The 15,277-nt window shown below is 68.0% G+C and carries 19 protein-coding genes and 1 tRNA gene; 17 read left to right on the top strand and 3 right to left on the bottom strand.

Annotated features, from left to right (window positions below):
- Positions 1-125 precede the first annotated feature (125 nt).
- The 3 genes from ACQEV8_RS18315 (at position 126) to ACQEV8_RS18325 (ending at position 1,684) form a co-directional block, all read left to right on the top strand.
- On the top strand, positions 126-794 hold the full coding sequence (locus ACQEV8_RS18315; RefSeq protein ID WP_432961454.1) for a hypothetical protein: 669 nt from the start codon (positions 126-128) through the stop codon (positions 792-794).
- Between the two features lie 359 nt (positions 795-1,153).
- Positions 1,154-1,226, top strand: a tRNA-Arg gene (locus ACQEV8_RS18320).
- A gap of 113 nt (positions 1,227-1,339) precedes the next feature.
- A complete protein-coding gene (locus ACQEV8_RS18325; protein WP_432961456.1) occupies positions 1,340-1,684 on the top strand; it encodes a hypothetical protein in 345 nt (114 codons plus the stop codon).
- A gap of 95 nt (positions 1,685-1,779) precedes the next feature.
- Here ACQEV8_RS18325 and ACQEV8_RS18330 read toward each other — a convergent pair whose 3' ends face one another.
- The 3 genes from ACQEV8_RS18330 to ACQEV8_RS18340 form a co-directional block, all read right to left on the bottom strand.
- Positions 1,780-2,466, bottom strand: a complete 687-nt coding sequence (locus ACQEV8_RS18330) for a tyrosine-type recombinase/integrase (RefSeq protein ID WP_432961458.1) — start codon at positions 2,464-2,466, stop codon at positions 1,780-1,782.
- A 113-nt stretch (positions 2,467-2,579) separates the two neighbouring features.
- Entirely contained in the window at positions 2,580-2,915 is a 336-nt protein-coding gene (locus tag ACQEV8_RS18335; RefSeq protein ID WP_432961460.1) for a hypothetical protein, read from the bottom strand.
- A 102-nt stretch (positions 2,916-3,017) separates the two neighbouring features.
- Positions 3,018-3,299 (bottom strand): helix-turn-helix domain-containing protein, encoded by a 282-nt coding sequence (locus ACQEV8_RS18340; protein ID WP_432961462.1) that lies wholly within the window; start codon positions 3,297-3,299, stop codon positions 3,018-3,020.
- 478 nt (positions 3,300-3,777) lie between these two features.
- Here ACQEV8_RS18340 and ACQEV8_RS18345 point away from each other — a divergent pair, with 478 nt between their 5' ends.
- From ACQEV8_RS18345 to ACQEV8_RS18410, 14 genes are all read left to right on the top strand, one after another.
- Positions 3,778-3,999, top strand: coding sequence for a helix-turn-helix transcriptional regulator (locus ACQEV8_RS18345; protein ID WP_240103720.1), 222 nt, complete (start codon positions 3,778-3,780; stop codon positions 3,997-3,999).
- Between the two features lie 678 nt (positions 4,000-4,677).
- Positions 4,678-5,847: a DUF3631 domain-containing protein gene (locus ACQEV8_RS18350; RefSeq protein ID WP_432972782.1), complete on the top strand. Its 1,170-nt coding sequence runs from the start codon at positions 4,678-4,680 to the stop codon at positions 5,845-5,847.
- Positions 5,848-6,163: 316 nt separating this feature from the next.
- A complete protein-coding gene (mobC, locus tag ACQEV8_RS18355) occupies positions 6,164-6,682 on the top strand; it encodes a plasmid mobilization relaxosome protein MobC (protein WP_432961464.1) in 519 nt (172 codons plus the stop codon).
- Entirely contained in the window at positions 6,679-8,400 is a 1,722-nt protein-coding gene (locus ACQEV8_RS18360) for a relaxase/mobilization nuclease domain-containing protein (protein ID WP_432961466.1), read from the top strand. Before mobC ends, ACQEV8_RS18360 begins: the two co-directional genes overlap by 4 nt.
- Positions 8,401-8,536: 136 nt before the next feature.
- Positions 8,537-8,767: a hypothetical protein gene (locus ACQEV8_RS18365; RefSeq protein WP_016326941.1), complete on the top strand. Its 231-nt coding sequence runs from the start codon at positions 8,537-8,539 to the stop codon at positions 8,765-8,767.
- On the top strand, positions 8,745-9,257 hold the full coding sequence (locus ACQEV8_RS18370) for a DUF6879 family protein (protein WP_432961468.1): 513 nt from the start codon (positions 8,745-8,747) through the stop codon (positions 9,255-9,257). The genes ACQEV8_RS18365 and ACQEV8_RS18370 overlap by 23 nt, the downstream gene beginning before the upstream one ends.
- Before the next feature lie 27 nt (positions 9,258-9,284).
- Entirely contained in the window at positions 9,285-10,130 is an 846-nt protein-coding gene (locus ACQEV8_RS18375) for a helix-turn-helix domain-containing protein (protein ID WP_432961470.1), read from the top strand.
- Positions 10,131-10,225: 95 nt separating this feature from the next.
- Positions 10,226-10,612: a hypothetical protein gene (locus ACQEV8_RS18380; protein ID WP_432961472.1), complete on the top strand. Its 387-nt coding sequence runs from the start codon at positions 10,226-10,228 to the stop codon at positions 10,610-10,612.
- Positions 10,609-11,151: an NUDIX domain-containing protein gene (locus ACQEV8_RS18385; RefSeq protein ID WP_402708981.1), complete on the top strand. Its 543-nt coding sequence runs from the start codon at positions 10,609-10,611 to the stop codon at positions 11,149-11,151. The genes ACQEV8_RS18380 and ACQEV8_RS18385 overlap by 4 nt, the downstream gene beginning before the upstream one ends.
- A 389-nt stretch (positions 11,152-11,540) precedes the next feature.
- A complete protein-coding gene (dapF, locus tag ACQEV8_RS18390) occupies positions 11,541-12,341 on the top strand; it encodes a diaminopimelate epimerase (RefSeq protein ID WP_432961475.1) in 801 nt (266 codons plus the stop codon).
- Complete coding sequence (locus ACQEV8_RS18395) at positions 12,338-13,432, top strand: D-alanine--D-alanine ligase family protein (RefSeq protein WP_432961477.1); 1,095 nt, start codon at positions 12,338-12,340, stop codon at positions 13,430-13,432. Before dapF ends, ACQEV8_RS18395 begins: the two co-directional genes overlap by 4 nt.
- 36 nt (positions 13,433-13,468) lie before the next feature.
- Positions 13,469-13,993, top strand: coding sequence for a C39 family peptidase (locus ACQEV8_RS18400; protein ID WP_432961479.1), 525 nt, complete (start codon positions 13,469-13,471; stop codon positions 13,991-13,993).
- Complete coding sequence (locus ACQEV8_RS18405) at positions 13,993-14,355, top strand: glutamate ligase domain-containing protein (RefSeq protein WP_432961481.1); 363 nt, start codon at positions 13,993-13,995, stop codon at positions 14,353-14,355. The genes ACQEV8_RS18400 and ACQEV8_RS18405 overlap by 1 nt, the downstream gene beginning before the upstream one ends.
- 391 nt (positions 14,356-14,746) lie before the next feature.
- Positions 14,747-15,274, top strand: a complete 528-nt coding sequence (locus tag ACQEV8_RS18410) for a hypothetical protein (RefSeq protein WP_432961483.1) — start codon at positions 14,747-14,749, stop codon at positions 15,272-15,274.
- The last annotated feature ends 3 nt before the right edge of the window (positions 15,275-15,277 follow it).

Here is a 15,277-nt window from a genome sequence, read left to right on the forward strand (position 1 = left end):
CCGCACCCTCACCAATCGGCCTGGAACGCGCCGGACGACAGCTTTTCTACATCCTCGAGGAATTGGCACCGGATTTCGCAGAACTGCGCACCGGAGCACTCATACGCACGGTGGTGCGAATTCCGATGGGCGCACTTCTCTATCAGTCCGTCGCCATGGGCTTCCATCTCTGCTGCGCCACGCCGCGGGACCAGGTCACCGAGCTGATCGCACGTATGACGGAGGGCATCGACGACCTGAGGCCCGCCGTCCCCTTCAACCTGCTTCCTCACCACTCGCATATCGGCAGGTACATGACCGCGAGTACCCGTACGGCGAAGCCACACAACGCCGAGCAGGTCACCGACGCCACCGACGGCAACCCCTACACGGTGGATTCCCCGGCCGAGACGTCCACCGAACTCCCGGATGCTCTGCGCGCGGCCCTCGGCGTCGACGGCCTGCACTACGTGGCCTACTACGCCGCCGGCGTGCCCACCTGCACGGCCGACATCTTCCGCCACCGCGCCCTGAGCGCCCACTTCGGAACCTCCACCACCCCACAGCAGCGGCGCGACAAGTACAGCCTGCTGGGCCGTCTCCTGCCCGGCGTCACCCGCCGCATGGACACCTCCCTGCACGCCCTCCTGGATGGCCGGATCCATCAGATCGTCCTGAACGTGGAGCAGGGAGCCGTCTACTTCCAGCACCTCGCGGAAGGCCACTACCTGGTCGCCGTCTCCCTGGACCACTCCCGACTGGCGGAGGCCGACCGGCATCTCGGGCGACTCGCCGCAGACCTGGCCCGCGAGTGAGCACTGTGTCCCCCGGCTCCCCGGTTCCCCGGCTCCCTGCTCCGCCCGGCACGAGGTGATGTCCCAGCACGTGCGTGTGCCGCCTGGCAGCTTCGTCACGCGACGCACGCACCACGAGACACCCTCGTCACGTGCGCCCCGACCTGTTTCCCACGGCCCTGGCTGAGGACCCCTGTCTCCGGGGCCGGCATAGCTCTTGCCCGGGCGCGGGGACGGCCTGGCCTGGGAGCCGGAGCCCCGCGCCCCAGCCATGCCCCAGCCGCGGCCCGGTCGGCCGCCGCAGGAGCCAGTGATCAGACACCGACGCCGATCTCATCCGACCCGCTACACTGTCGGCGGCGGCCCAGGGCTGCCGCCCCGCCTTCGTAGCTCAGGGGATAGAGCACCGCTCTCCTAAAGCGGGTGTCGCAGGTTCGAATCCTGCCGGGGGCACAGCAAAACACCAGGTCAGAAGCCCTTCCGTCCAGCGGACGGGAGGGCTCCTGCGCTTGCAGCACACATATGGCACACATGCCATGCACGCGGACGGTGGGGAGCTGTGCAGGATGCCCGTCAGGGATGAGCTGGCCCGGCGCCGGTACGAGAAGCTGGTCGAACGCCTTGAGTCGCTGATGCGGGCCGCGCTCAAGCCCGAGTACCAGGGCTACTACGGACAGCTGATCCTGAGCGGCGACGATCTTGCGGAGATGGGCGAGCTCAAGGACGTCCGGCGTGCCGCTCGGGAGGCAGGGCACCGTCTCGACTGGAAGGCGACCACCCAGCTCGTCGGTGGCCGGCTCTTCGTGCTCGACGAGCGGGAGGTGCCCGAGGAGATCGAGCGGCTGGCCGGGGATGCGGCTGGTGCTGCGATGGACCGGGCCTGGCAGGAAGGCCGCCGCCCGCGCGGGTGAAGCTGGTCCGGGGGAGACGCAAGGGGCCGCCCCACCGCATCATGCGGTGGGGCGGCCCCTTCGGTTACGGCTCCCCGGCACGGATTAGGCACACATCACGCGGCATCGTCAGCCAGAGCGGCCACCGTCTCGGCGGCCTCGCGGGCCTTCCGCTCGGCCTTCTCCAGCTTGGCCTTCGCCTTGGCCAGTTGCTTGGAGCGGCGCTTGTGCATCTTCTTCGAGACCTCGTCCAGGCGGTCCGGGAAGAGGTGCCCGTACGTGTCCAGGGTCAGCGTCGCGGACTTGTGGCCGAGCATCGTCTGGACGACGTTGACGTCCGCGCCGCTGGCGATGGCGAGCGAGGCTGCCGTGTGCCTCAGCTTGTGCGGGGTGACCTTGAGGTGCCCCAGTCCGGCCTTCGCGACCGCCGGCGCGAAGAACCGCTGACGGAAGTTGCGGGCCCGCAGAGGCCCGCGCTGCGGGGCGGTGAAGAGCAGTTCCTCATCTCCCCGCCCCTGGACGTGAGGCTTCAGCTCCTCGGTCAGGAACCGCGGGATCGGTACGGAGCGACGCTCGTGGTTCTTGGGGGTGTCGAGGTAGAGCTTGCCGTTGTCCTCGACGTACGCCTCGACGATGTGTGCCCGGCAGGCGTCCAGGTCGACACGACCCACCTTCAGTGCAGATGTCTCGCCCCAGCGCAGACCCGTGTAGGCCAGCAGAAGGATGAACACCCGGTAGGCGCCTGCCGCGTTGGCCAGCGCGTCGACCTGCATGTCGTCGAGGTACACGTGGTCAGCGGGCATCACCTTCGGCAAGGGCACGCCGACAGCCGGGTTGACCGCCAGACGACGGGCCTTGACCGCGTAGCCGAGAACGCGGCTGAGAACGACGTACGCCTTGCGGACCGACCGAGGGCTCAGCTTCCTGCCCCGGTCGCCTCGCCGGACAGCAGGTCCGCGAGCCACTCGGCGATGTCCTCGAAGTGGATGCGGTCCAATGGCGTGGTGCCCCACTTGGGGATCACGTGGACGTCGAGAACACCGCGATAGCGGCCTCGGGTTGAACGCTTGAGATGGAGCTGCGCAGCCAGCCAGGACTCCGCTATCTCTGCGAACTTCGCCCGCGCGGCGGCCGGATCACGGTAGGAGCCGTCGCTAAGGCGGGACTCCATCTTCGTCCGCTCCGCCTCGGCATCGACCTTGCGGGTGAAGGTCTTCATCTTCGGCTTGCCGTCGGGGTCGTACCAGCGCACGCGGTAGCGCCCCGGTGGCGTACGGCCCGCCCGCTTGGCTTCCGCCGCAGCGCGAACGTACGCCGCATGCCCTATGCGGTCCTCAATCCAGACCCGCGCCAACTAGCACCCCCTCCGGTCGTCACCGGACATCGACGGGAGCGGCAGGAGCAGGGTCGTGGGAGGCACGCCGAGCGCGGTGGCGATGGCGACGAGGTCGTCGATGTCGCAGCGGCGGCGGGCGCGTTCGGTGCGGCTGAGGGCGGTGTTGGCCATCGGGCGGCCCAGTGCGGTGCAGCGGGCGGCGAGCTGTTGCTGGGTCAGGCCGCGCACGAGGCGTAGGCGCTCGATGGCGCGGGCGGCGTGGAGGCCGGCGGGGCCTATTTCGACAGGTCGGTTGGGCATGACAGATAGCTGTAACTTGCAGCCGGTCGTTATGGCAAGAGTTAGTTCTTAAACTCTCCAAAAGTCATTCGGGGGCGAAGTGGCGTTCGTCTCGTCGAATTCCGGTACATCACAAGCCGTTTCAGCGGGGAGGTTGTGCTACTTTCCCTCCGCGTCGCAGAGGTGGGCGATTTGAGTATCTATCGGATGCAGTGTCCGGCGGGCTGGCCGCGTCACTCCTGACTGCTGGACACCGCCTCCGAGCTGCCGAGGTACCGGATTCCGGCACCTCGGCCGGCTACTTCGCTGCAGAAAACTTCGGTTTCCGCGGGAGCGATTTCGGCAACCGGCGATCCACCCTTACTGTTTTGGTCTTCCCCGGCGACGCCGAGGGAAGTAGCCGGGAGTTTCAGAATTCACTCTGGACGCTTCCCAGGGTGGTGTGGCTGTGTTGCCCACGCCTGCCATCAAAAGCCCTGATTCCGATATGGAGACCTCATTGCCGAACCACTCCCCGCGCCTTGCCGGCGCCGAGCGTGACCAGCTCGCCACTCCCGCCGACGTGGCCGCTTACCTCGGAGTACCGGTCAAGACCCTCTACCAGTGGAAGTACCGAGGCATCGGCCCCAGCGTCCACAAGGTCGGCCGTCACCTGCGCTACCGCTGGCGGGAGGTGGACGCGTGGCTGGATGCCCAGACGTCGTACGACCTCACGGCCTGACCTCGCGTCTGGCGCGGACAACGAAGCGGCCCCCGGCGCGCCAACGCCGAGGGCCGAAGACTTCCAACTGATCGCCCATCCCTGAACGAATGAGCTGGTGAGGGGCGAGACCTTGCCCGTCCTGCCCCTCACCGGAGAGGAACGCCTATGGAGGACCCTACGTCCCCCAGCTCCACGAACACCTCCCCCACCGGCTGGCCCACTCCCGCCGTCCCCGGCGAAGGCGTCCACTGGCGCCGCAGGGATCAGACGGGCACACGGTCCCTGGCGTCGGGGACCGTCGAGCACTCAGCGGATGTGGAAGCACACGAGGACCGTCCCCAGCCGTCTGCTGATGCCGCTGTTCGGGACCGTCCCCGCGACATGCCCGCTGCTCGGTCCCCGCACGTCCCGGTCCCCGTATCGACATCCGACGCAAACCCGCAGGTCAGTGGCGCCAAAATGGGGACCGGTCCCCAAGAGGCTGCAGTTGCACCAGGGGACCGCAATGGGGACCGTGAGCACGGTCCCCGCCAGTCGCTGGGGACCGACAATCCCGCGGCGGACACAGCCCAGCAGGAGGGGACCGGTCCCCTCGAAACACGGGGACCGGATCACGAGGTCGGCCCCCTGCCTCCTCGGGGACCCGCAGACCCCGTGAAACAGGGTTCCGGTGAAGGTGAGGAACTGCTGGATGAGTTGCGGGCGGCGATCGGCAAGTACGTCGTGCTGCCCAGTGACGAGGCGCTGACAGCGGTCACCCTGTGGGTGGCGGCCACGCACATCCAGACCGCGCTGCAGCACGCGCCGCGTCTGGCGGTCGTAGGCCCGACCAAGGGCTGCGGCAAGTCCCGGGTACTGGACGTGCTTCACGAGACCGTCCACCAGCCGATCATGACGGTTAACATGTCCACGGCGGTGCTCTTCCGCATCATCGGCAAGAACCCGCACACGATCCTGGTGGACGAGGCCGACACCATCTTCAGCAAGGCCGGCGACAACGAGGAACTGCGCGGCCTGCTGAACGCCGGACACCAGCGCAACCGGCCCGCCTGGCGCATCTCCGGTCCGGAGCACAAGCCGACCCCGTATCCGACCTTCGCCATGGCCGCACTGGCCTCGATCGGCGACCTGCCCGACACGATCACGGACCGGGCGGTCGTGCTCCGCATGCAAAAGCGCAAGCCGGGCGAGAAAGTAACCCCGTTCCGCTCGCGCTACGCCACACCGGAGCTGAACGCACTGCGGGACAAGCTGGCCGCCTGGCTGGGACCGCTGCGCGGCACGGCCGGCCGCATGGCGCCGACCATGCCAGTGGAGGACCGGGCGGCGGACACCTGGGAACCGCTGGTCATCATCGCCGACCTGGCCGGCGGCCACTGGCCAGCCAGCGCCCGTGCGGCCTGTATCGCGATGACCCGGTTCGAGGCCGTCCAGGACGAGCAGACCAACCTGAAGACAAGGTTGCTGCGAGACATCCACCGCGTCTTCGAGGCACACGGCAACCCCGAAGCCCTGTCCAGCCTGGATCTGGTCACCACCCTGCTCCAGGACCCCGACGCTCCCTGGGCAGAGCACGGCATCAACGGCCTCAACGCCTACCACCTGGGGAAACTGCTGCGGGACTTCGACATCCGCCCGGCCAACTACCGGTTCGACAAGGGCAGGCAGGCCAAGGGGTACGCCCGCAATCGGTTCCTCGACAGCTGGGTCCGCCACTGCCCCGACCTCACCGAGACGGCGCCCGCCCAGGCGCACGACGACACGCCCGCGCACTCGCCAGCCCAGGGCAAGCCGCCCGCCGCCCCGGCGGGCCAACTGCCCATCGGCCCGCCCGGCGGACCCGCCAGCCCCAAACGCGCCCGCTGACCCGCCTCCCCCTGGGTCCGTATCACTGCGTCACATCCGTCCCCGCGCAGGTCAGCGCGGGGACGGATGTCCTCACCTGGACGGACATCTCCGTACCTGCCCGAGTGTCCGTACCTGTACTGACCAGGCATGGGACGGATGCGACGCACGTGACACATCTCCCGCCCCCTCGCCACCGGAGCACCCCCATGCACGAACAGCACCACGAACTGCCCACAGCTCAGCAGCAGACGCACACCACTTCAGCCCCAGACAGCGCAGCAAGGTATGCCGTTGGACCGTCCAAGGGTCGGTCCAACGGGAGTTCCGCCCGGGGGTGGCGGAGACCCTCGGGCGCCAGGGGGCACCCGAGCCGGAACACCGCGCCAACGCCGCCGCTGTCGCGCTGCCGCGCGCCGCCGAAGCCGCCGCCCTGCACCGCATCGCCCGTCGCCGCAAACGCAAAGACACCCAGCGCAAGGAACGCGTCGACGTGCGCTACAGCGTCGAAGAGAAGGCCGCCATCCTCACCAGAGCCCGGTCGCTCAACATCGCCGGCGCCCACTACGTCGGGGCCGTCGTCATGGCCCACATCCACGGCGACCTCGCCCTACCGGGCCAGCGCACCCCGCTGGACGACTACATCGACGAGCTGACCGCCCTACGCGAGCAGGTCGCCAAGATCGGCAACAACGCCAACCAAATCGCCCGGAAACTCAACTCCGGTGGCTATCCACACCCTGGGGATGCCGCCACCCTCGCCCAGACCGAACGCACCCTGGTCGCGGTCCGTACTGCCATCAGCGAGATCGCGGCAGCGGCGAACCAGGCCGTCACCAACAAGGCAGCCCGATGATCGCCAAGATCAGCAGCGGCAAGGACACGGCCGGTCTGATCCGCTACCTGTTCGACACCAAGAAGGCCAAAGACCACATCGACCCCCACCTCGTCGCCTCCTGGGACGGCTTCGCTCCCGACCCCGGCCGCACCGACGACTTCACCGCCACAAAGAAGCTCCTGGTGGCCGACCTCGACCTGCGCGTCAAGCAAGCCCGCCGACTCGGCCGGGCTCCCGAGCGACACGTCTGGCACTGCTCGATCCGTGCCGCCACAACCGACCGCCACCTCAGCGACGAGGAGTGGGCCGACATAGCCCACCGCGTCGTGGCCGCCACCGGCCTCGCGCCACAAGACGACCCGGACGGCTGCCGCTGGGTCGCCGTCCGCCACGCCCACGACCACATCCACATCGCCGCCACCAAGGTTCGTGGCGACCTGAGCACCGCACGCCACTGGAACGACTACCTCACTGCCGACCGTGAACTCGCTGCGATCGAGAAGGACTACGACCTCCACCAAGTGGTGCGCGGTGACCGCACGGCCTCCAAGCGCCCCACCCGAGCCGAACAGGAAAAGGCCCGTCGCGCAGGAAAGGAAAGGACCTCCCGCGAACGACTGCGCATCACCGTCCGCCAACTGGTGTCCATCGCCACCAGCCCGGAAGAGTTCCTCAACGTGCTTGGCGGGGTCGAGGGCGTCCGCGTCGACATCCAGCACTTCCCCTCCGGGGACGTACGCGGCTACAAGGTCGCCGTCGAAGGCGACACCAACGCCGCAGGCGAACCGATCTGGTTCTCCGGCTCCGAACTCGCCCCGGACCTGTCCTTCCCCAAGATCGCAGAACGCCTCACCGGCATAGAAGCCCCGCCGGTGACCGAGTCGGGCAGCCGACGCAGGCCGAGTCCTTGGCACCAGGCGACCGCTGCGGCTGAACGCATTCCCCACCACCTCGACCGGAGTGACGACACAGCCGCCCAAGCGCATATCGCGGCCTTCGCCGAGGCCCTCGACGCCCTGCCTCTGATCGCCCCCGGCCACCACCTACGAGCACAGCTTCAGCAGGCTGCCCTCGCGTTCGAACGCGCCTCCCGTTCCCGCATCCGCGCCAGGCAGGATCAGGCCCGCGCATTGCGCGGCGCCATACGCGCACTGCGAACCGCACCGGCCACCGGTGACGGGAGCGGCCTGGCGATGTTCCTCGACATCACCATCCTGGTCGTGATCGCAGCCGGCCGCTGGCACCAGGCCCGCAGGAACGACCAACAGGTCGCCGCGACTCACCAGACCCTGGTCCACCTCCAGGCGGCCTACGAGCAGGCGGCGGATCGGCCGCTGACCGCCCTGGCCCAGCACAAGCCGCCTGCCCACACCGTGGAACGCCACGCTCAGCACATACGAGCCGTGCTCCCCCACCACGCCGAGCAAATCCTCGACGACCTCGCCTGGCCGGCACTGGCCACCGCTCTCACCCGAGCCGAGACAGCCGGCCACGCACCCCGGCAACTCCTCGAGCTCGCCGCCCGCCAGCGCTCACTGGATGACGCCCGCTCCACCGCCAAAACCCTCACCTGGCGCATCCAGCGCCTCGGCACAAGGCCGGCACCCAGCCAGCGAGCGCGGGCCGCACAAGCACGCAGTGCCGCGACCGCGCGAGCGACACGGTCTGCCGAACCACATGTGCCTGGCACGTCCCACCAACCCAGTGCAACGGCATCACGTCCCCGACACCGCTGATTTCACCCCTGCTGATGCGCTCGCCGAGATGTCGCAGCCCGAAGTGCTGGCAAGTTTCGGCAAGTTCCTGGCTTGGCGGCTCAGTCGCGGGCAAGCTCTGGCACAGAGATCGTTACCGGCTTCCGAGGAGGACATCATGGCCCTGCGTAAGCTCGGCAAGGACCCGGAGAGTCCCAGTGGCGGCTCGCCCACCATCTACCTCGACGAGGAGAAGGACAACTACCTCGTCCAGGGGTGGAAGGTGGAGGACATCGAGCGCCTCCGCCAGATGGACATCCCCGGACACGAGTCGGTGGTGGAGATCCCGCGGCGCATGGTGCAGTTCTTCCTGGAGGTGAAGAAGGATGACGAGGACTCCGACGTTTGAGGAGCTGTTCCGCGACTGCCAGAGGACCGCGGTCCACCTGGAGATGCGCGACGCCTACATGAAGTCGGACCCGGCCTTCATCGACTGGAAGGCCGGCCAGGCCCTGGACCCTGCCGAGCGGTGGGCCGACTGGCACAGCCTCGTCTCCGCCGCCACTTCCCGAGGGGTCGAAGTACGCCGTGCGCGGATCGTCTCGATGCCGGTCAGCGAGTACATCCGCTTCGAGTACGACGTGACCGACGGGCTGAACATCGCCGCCGGCGAGGCCGTGCGCTGGCTCTCGCGCCGCAGCGCGACGGACCTCGTGCTGCCGGGCAACGACTTCTGGCTGTTCGACTCCAGCCTGGTCCTCGTCAACCACTTCGACGGCGACGGCGAGAACATGGAGGTGGAGCTCACGGATGCCCCCGAGGTGGCGAAGCTCTGTGAGTCAGCCTTCGAGGCCGTGTGGCAGCGGGCGACACCTCACGCGCAGTTCGCCTTGGCCTGACGGTCCCATCAGCAGCCCCGCACCGACATGACCTCACCCTCCTCAAGCGTCCAGGAAGCCCGCAAGGCCCTCGGACAACGCCTCGCCGAGATCCGAAAGGCGGCCGGACTCACCAAGCGGGCCCTGGCCCAGAGGCTGGGTTGGCACGAGTCGAAGGCTTCGCGCTTCGAGAGCGGCGCCCGCGCGCCCTCGGAGCGCGACCTTCGCGAGTGGTGTTCCGCGTGCGCCGCGGAGGGTGAGGCAGAAGACCTCATCTCGACCGCCCGTGGAATCGAGGGCATGTATGTCGAGTGGCGCAAGATGGAGCGCCATGGGCTCAAGTGGGCGCAGGAATCCGTTCTCCCCCTCTGGGAGCGCACCGACCGCTTTCGCATTTACTCGCCCTGGCTCATCCCCGGCCCCGTGCAGACGGCCTCGTACATCACCGCACTTCTGACCTCAATTCGTGACCGCCGAGGGCTTATCGACGATGTGCCGGCGGCCGTCAAGGTGCGCGTGGAGAAACAGCAGGTCGTCTACGGCAACCACACGTTCGCCATTCTTCTGGAAGAAAGCGTTCTGCGGTATCGCATCGGCGGTACCGACGTGATGGCGGGCCAACTCGGCTACCTCCTCAGCGTCATGGCGCTCCCGTCGGTGAGCATCGGCATCATCCCCCAGGACGCCGACCGTTCGAGGCTCTGGCCCGTCGAGGGGTTCTTCCTGTATGACGACGAGTTGGTGAACGTCGAATTGATCTCGGCGCATCTCAGCGTCGTCCAGAGACACGAACTTGCCATGTATGCCAAGACGTTCAGCGAGCTGGCCGAACTTGCCGTCTATGGCCCCGCAGCGCGTGAACTCATCACGGCGGCCATCGATTCTCTAGGGTGAACGTCGGGCAAGTTCGGGCACATTCATAGAGGCCCGGCAGCCCCTCTTCTTAGCTTTGTCATCACGGCAGAAAGCGTGCTCCGGAGGGGCCAGTGATGACTTTGGCAAGTACGGGCAAGAGGGGCGAGACGGCCGAGGACGCTGAGGGCGCCGACACCCCCATCGACGTGGACGCGATCTCCTCGCAGACGAACACCGTTCTCGGCCAGGAAATGGGCACCACAACCCGCGCGGAAATGGACCGTCAGGTGCCGGCAATCGCCCACCACCTGAACCGGTTGCTCCGCGAGGACCTGGGCGCGGACGACGACGGCGAGGTGCGCAGCCTGCAGCGCAGAGGGAACAGGCTGGTCGACCTCACCAACCGACCGACCGCGGAGACGCCGGCCTTCGGGACCTACCTCTACCTCCGCGATGTGGCCCTTCTGACGCGGCGGCTGCTGTGGGTCTACGCCGACCGGAACGGGCTGGATGCGCCGTGAGCGTAAGGGACGACCAGATCATCCGGGAGCTCTCCCACTACCTCCACGAGCACCCCGCCGACAGGATGGCGCTGCTGCCGGTCTACGACGCGGCCCGCGACCACTCCCAGCGCCGAGCCTGCACCCACGACCGGCGCTGTCCCCTCGTGGTCACAGGAGCCGTCGTCATCGACGAACGCAACCGCGTCCTGTGTCTGCGGCACCAGGGAGGCTATGCCCTCGCGGAGGCGGAGCCAGAGGAAGCGGACGACTCCCTCAGCGAGGCGGCCCTGCGCCTGCTGGCCGAAGAGGTCGGCATCCGAGACGTATGGACACAGCCCGGCGCCGAGGGACCCTTCCTGGTCGACGTGGCCCGGCCGGGGCAGCACAGGTATGGCTCTCGCCTCCGGGTCGGCATCCGCTACCTCTTCCGGTCCCACTCGCGCGCCGTGTTCCCGGCAGCGATCGAGACGGGTGCGGCGGCCTGGGTGCCCCTCGCGCAGATAGGCGTCGTGTCAGTCCGCAGCCGCGTGGAACGCCACCTGATCGGAACCGGATGAGTCCCCGACACCAACAACTCGCCTACCTGGTGAGCCTCCTCGCTCTCGGCGGCTCCCTCCTGCTCGGTATCCGGAGGGGCTGATGCACGAGCGCAGGCCCGAGGCACCGCCCTCCATACCGCCCCCGCCTCGGGGAACCATAGGAAGCACCCGGCCCCCGAGCGATGTCCGCATCGGTGACTTCGTCTACCTCGACGGCACGTACCAGCGAGTCCGGGACATGCGGTCGGCCGGCACCGCAGCCCACCGCGTACTGATCTTTGCCCGGCGAGCCCCCTGGGTCATGCGAGAAGCCCGGACGACGTACCGACCCGTCGGCGTGCGCTGATCATCCGCCCTGTTCGGGCGGCGCACCGTCACTCTCACCTCACCACACGAGGAGCTTTGCCATGCGCTTTCGCAAGATCCATGGCGCCGGAAACGACTTCATCCTGCTCTCCAACCTCGGCCCGGCCCATGACAACGACTGGTCCAAGGAGGCGGAACGCCTGTGTGCCAGACGTACCGGCGTAGGTGCGGATGGCCTGGTCATCAGCAGGCTTATCAGCGACAGCCCTGCCGTCCTCGAAGTCGCCTGCTTCAACGCGGACGGCTCGGTCGCCACCATGTGCGGCAATGCCCTGCGGTGCTCCGCCTGGGCCGCTCACCGTGATCACGGATTCCAACAGATGAATCTCCAGATGGCCGGCGTGGTGCACGAAGCGGTCGTGTCTGACGCGTCCGTGTGGGTCACGGCCGAAGTGGGTGCGGTTCTCCCTCGACGCTTAAAGGCCGTCATCAACGGCAGGGCGACCTGGTTCGACAGTGCCCACACCGGCACCGAACACGTCGTAGCCATCGTGGACGACGTGGACGCCATCGACACGGTCATGGTCGGGCGCCTCGTCCGCCACCACACCGACCTCGCCCCGCTGGGGACGAACGTCAACTTCGTCCAGTCCACCGGCCAGCAGGCGCTGAAGCTCCGCACCTACGAACGCGGCGTCGAGGCGGAAACCCTGTCGTGCGGCAGCGGGGCAGTCGCGGCCGTCGTCGTCGCCGCGATGCGGGGTCTGGTGGCCCGGCGGGCCGTCACCGTCCACAACCGGGCCGGGGAGCCGCTCACGGTTCGGCCGCACGACGCCCGACCGAACCGGACTCACTGGGTCGGCGGCCCGGTCACCCACACCTTCGAAGGAGTACTCACATGACTCTGTTCCTCAGCCCCAGCTCGGACCTCGCTGTGCAGAAGGCCGCTGAAGCCCTTCGCGCGTGGGGGCAGAGCCGCCAGGGCCTCGGTGTCGCACTCGTCTACGGTCCCGTCTCCGCCGAGGACAGGCTCTACCACTCGAAGTGCCCCGTCGAACAGCGCTCGGTCACCGCTCTGGCCGAGGCACTGGACGAGATCGGCGCCCGGTGGAAGGTGCTGAACCCGTGCGAGCCCGACTTCATCAGGGAGCTGGTCGAGTACGACGTGTGCCTCTCCAACCTCCACGGCCCGTACGGCGAAGACGGCCGGTTGCAGGGCCTACTCGACTACCTGCGTGTCCCCTACTGCGGCAGCGGAGTCGGGGCATCCGCGGTGGCCGCTGACAAGATCCTCTGCAAGCGGGTGATGCTGACTCTCGGCGTCCCCACGCCCGGCTGGCACGTCTGGTCCGGCGGCCCCGTGACCTGGAACGGGCGACCCATCATGGTCAAGCCGCCCTTCGGCGGATCCAGCGTGGGCATGAGCCTCGTACGCGATCCGGCAGACCTGCCCGGCGCTCTCGCGGACGCCGCCGGCGACGAGGGTACGCCGGTGCTCATCGAGGAGTTCGTGACCGGCACGCCGATGACTGTGGGGCTGCTGGAGCTGCCGGGTGGCTCGGTCATCGTCTTCCCGCCGCTGGCCACCGAGGCCGACGAGGCCGACTTCTACGACGCCGACACGAAGCTCGACGTGGACTCCAGGGGCGCTGTATCCGTGCGCGCCGCCAACCTGGCCCCTGCCGTGCTGGACGCGATCGCCGAGGATGCCCGGGCGCTGTGGAACGGACTCGGGCTGCGCGGTTCGGCACGCATCGACTTCATCCTCGCCGAGGACAACGAGCCGTACGTGCTGGAGGTCAACACCACACCGGGCATGTCCCGCGACAGCAACTTCGCGGTAGGAGCGGCGATGGTCGGACTCACACATACGGACGTCGTATTGGCCATGCTCCACGAGGCCCTGGCCCGCCAGCCATACGATGTCCCCCTGCCCACTCCCGCGTTCTCCAGCACCACACCACTGACACGGGAGGCTGCCGTCTCGCCGTAGGAGCCAGCCACTGTGCCGCGAGTCCACGATGTCCCCATGTGCCGTCAGCTCATCGCTCCCGCCGAGTGGGATCTACAGGGGGGATGGGCGCTAGGGGACAGGGTCGAGTGGTCCAACCGGGCGTGCGGCCTGGCGTCGCTGAGAATGATCCTGCTCGCCTACGGGTGCGAGGCACCGTCGGTCACGGAACTCCTGAAGCTCGCGGTCAAGCAGGAGGTTCTGACCCCGCGTGGAGCGCTCCACGCGGGGATCGCGAGCCTGGCGACCGACCTCGGAGTCCCCTCGACCGCCGAGCCCGTGGCCGTCGAAGATCTGACGAGGCGGCTCGACCACGCCCCCCTCATCGTTTCCGTGACCGAGCAGTTCCCTGACGACGGCCGCGCAGGCGGCCACCTCGTCATCCTTCGTGGCTACGAGGACGGCCCCGACCCGACGATCCACTTCCGAGACCCGTCCGCCTGGGGCCAGACACACGATCGAGTCCCCCTCAGCCGCGTATCCGCTTCCTACACCGGCCGCGCAATCACCTTCGCGCCCCTCCCTCACAACGGAGAGTTTTAATGACCGAGTCAGACGGCGGCACGACCGAGGCCGCAGGCGGCCGGAGGATCGCCGTACTCGGAGAGATGCTGGAACTGGGCGACGAGTCCGTCGATGCCCACCGAGAGGTTGGGCGCATGGCGGCCGAGTACGGCGTCGATCTCGTCGTGGCAGTCGGCGACGCTCTCGCCAAGCAACTCGCCCTCACGGCGGGAGCGGCGGGGGTGCCGGACATCGCGATGGTCGGTGACAACGGCACCGCCGCCGCGTACCTGCAGTCCATCCTCCGCCCTGGCGACATTGTCCTGGTGAAGGCGTCCCGCGGCGGCCAGCTCTGGCAGATCGCCCAAGCACTCACCGGGCAACCCGTCACGGGTCTGTGACCCGACTCCGAACGGACGGTCGTGCCTTGAGCAGGCCCCATCGCGCCTCGAGAGCGGAAAAGCGGTTGCTGTTTCTGCAACGCTGGCAGGAATGAGACACCGCGCCTCTGCGAACGGCTATCGAACATCGTGCTCTTCCAGCCGCAGACCGACGCGAGTGCGGTAAGGGACACATGCCGACAGGCCCCTCACTCTCTGCCAATGACACATCGACCCCGTGTCAACACCGCCTCTTCGGTCACTTCTATACACGACCAGTTTCCTCTCTGCCCTCGGCAAAGATCACCCTCGTACGGTGAATCCCGTTTTTGTCTGCGTAAGTGCCAGTCGCATCTTCCGGTGGAAGGTGCGACCGCCTCGCAGACCCACGGGGCAGGGGGAGGACGTACGCATGGATCCGTTGGCATTTCCCGTAATGGCCGGGACGCTGCTGACCGAGGCGGTCAGGTTTCTCTTCGACCGAGCGAGTGCGGTGTTGGACCGGCGGGCAGGTCGAGTGCCGGTGGAAGAACCGGAGCAGGTTCCGGGGCAGGCGCAGCCTCTGCTGGTCAGGGCCTCGGCACTCACCGACGAGCGCGTCGCACGCATCACCGGGTCCCAGGGTGCGCTACGCGTCTACCTGTCGCGGCCCGATTTCCTCGAGGGCGATGACACCGAATTGCGGGAGCTTCTTGGACACCTTCGCCGGGACTTGGAGGAGGTGTACGGGCGCAGCCTGCCCTTCGGCAATGAGAAAGAGGCAGACCGGCCCGGGGTGGAGGTCGCGCAGCGGGCGGACTCTCTTCACGGCAGGCAGGTCGGCATGCGCGTCGGCGGTGACATCACGGAACGCGGGCGGGCACGCGTCATCCAGGAGGCCGGGACCGTCGAAGAGAGAGGGGAACAGGTCGGCGTCGAGGTACAAGGCTCTATCGGCTGAGGC

The organism is Streptomyces sp. CA-179760 (assembly GCF_050937045.1).
Lineage (GTDB): Bacteria > Actinomycetota > Actinomycetes > Streptomycetales > Streptomycetaceae > Streptomyces.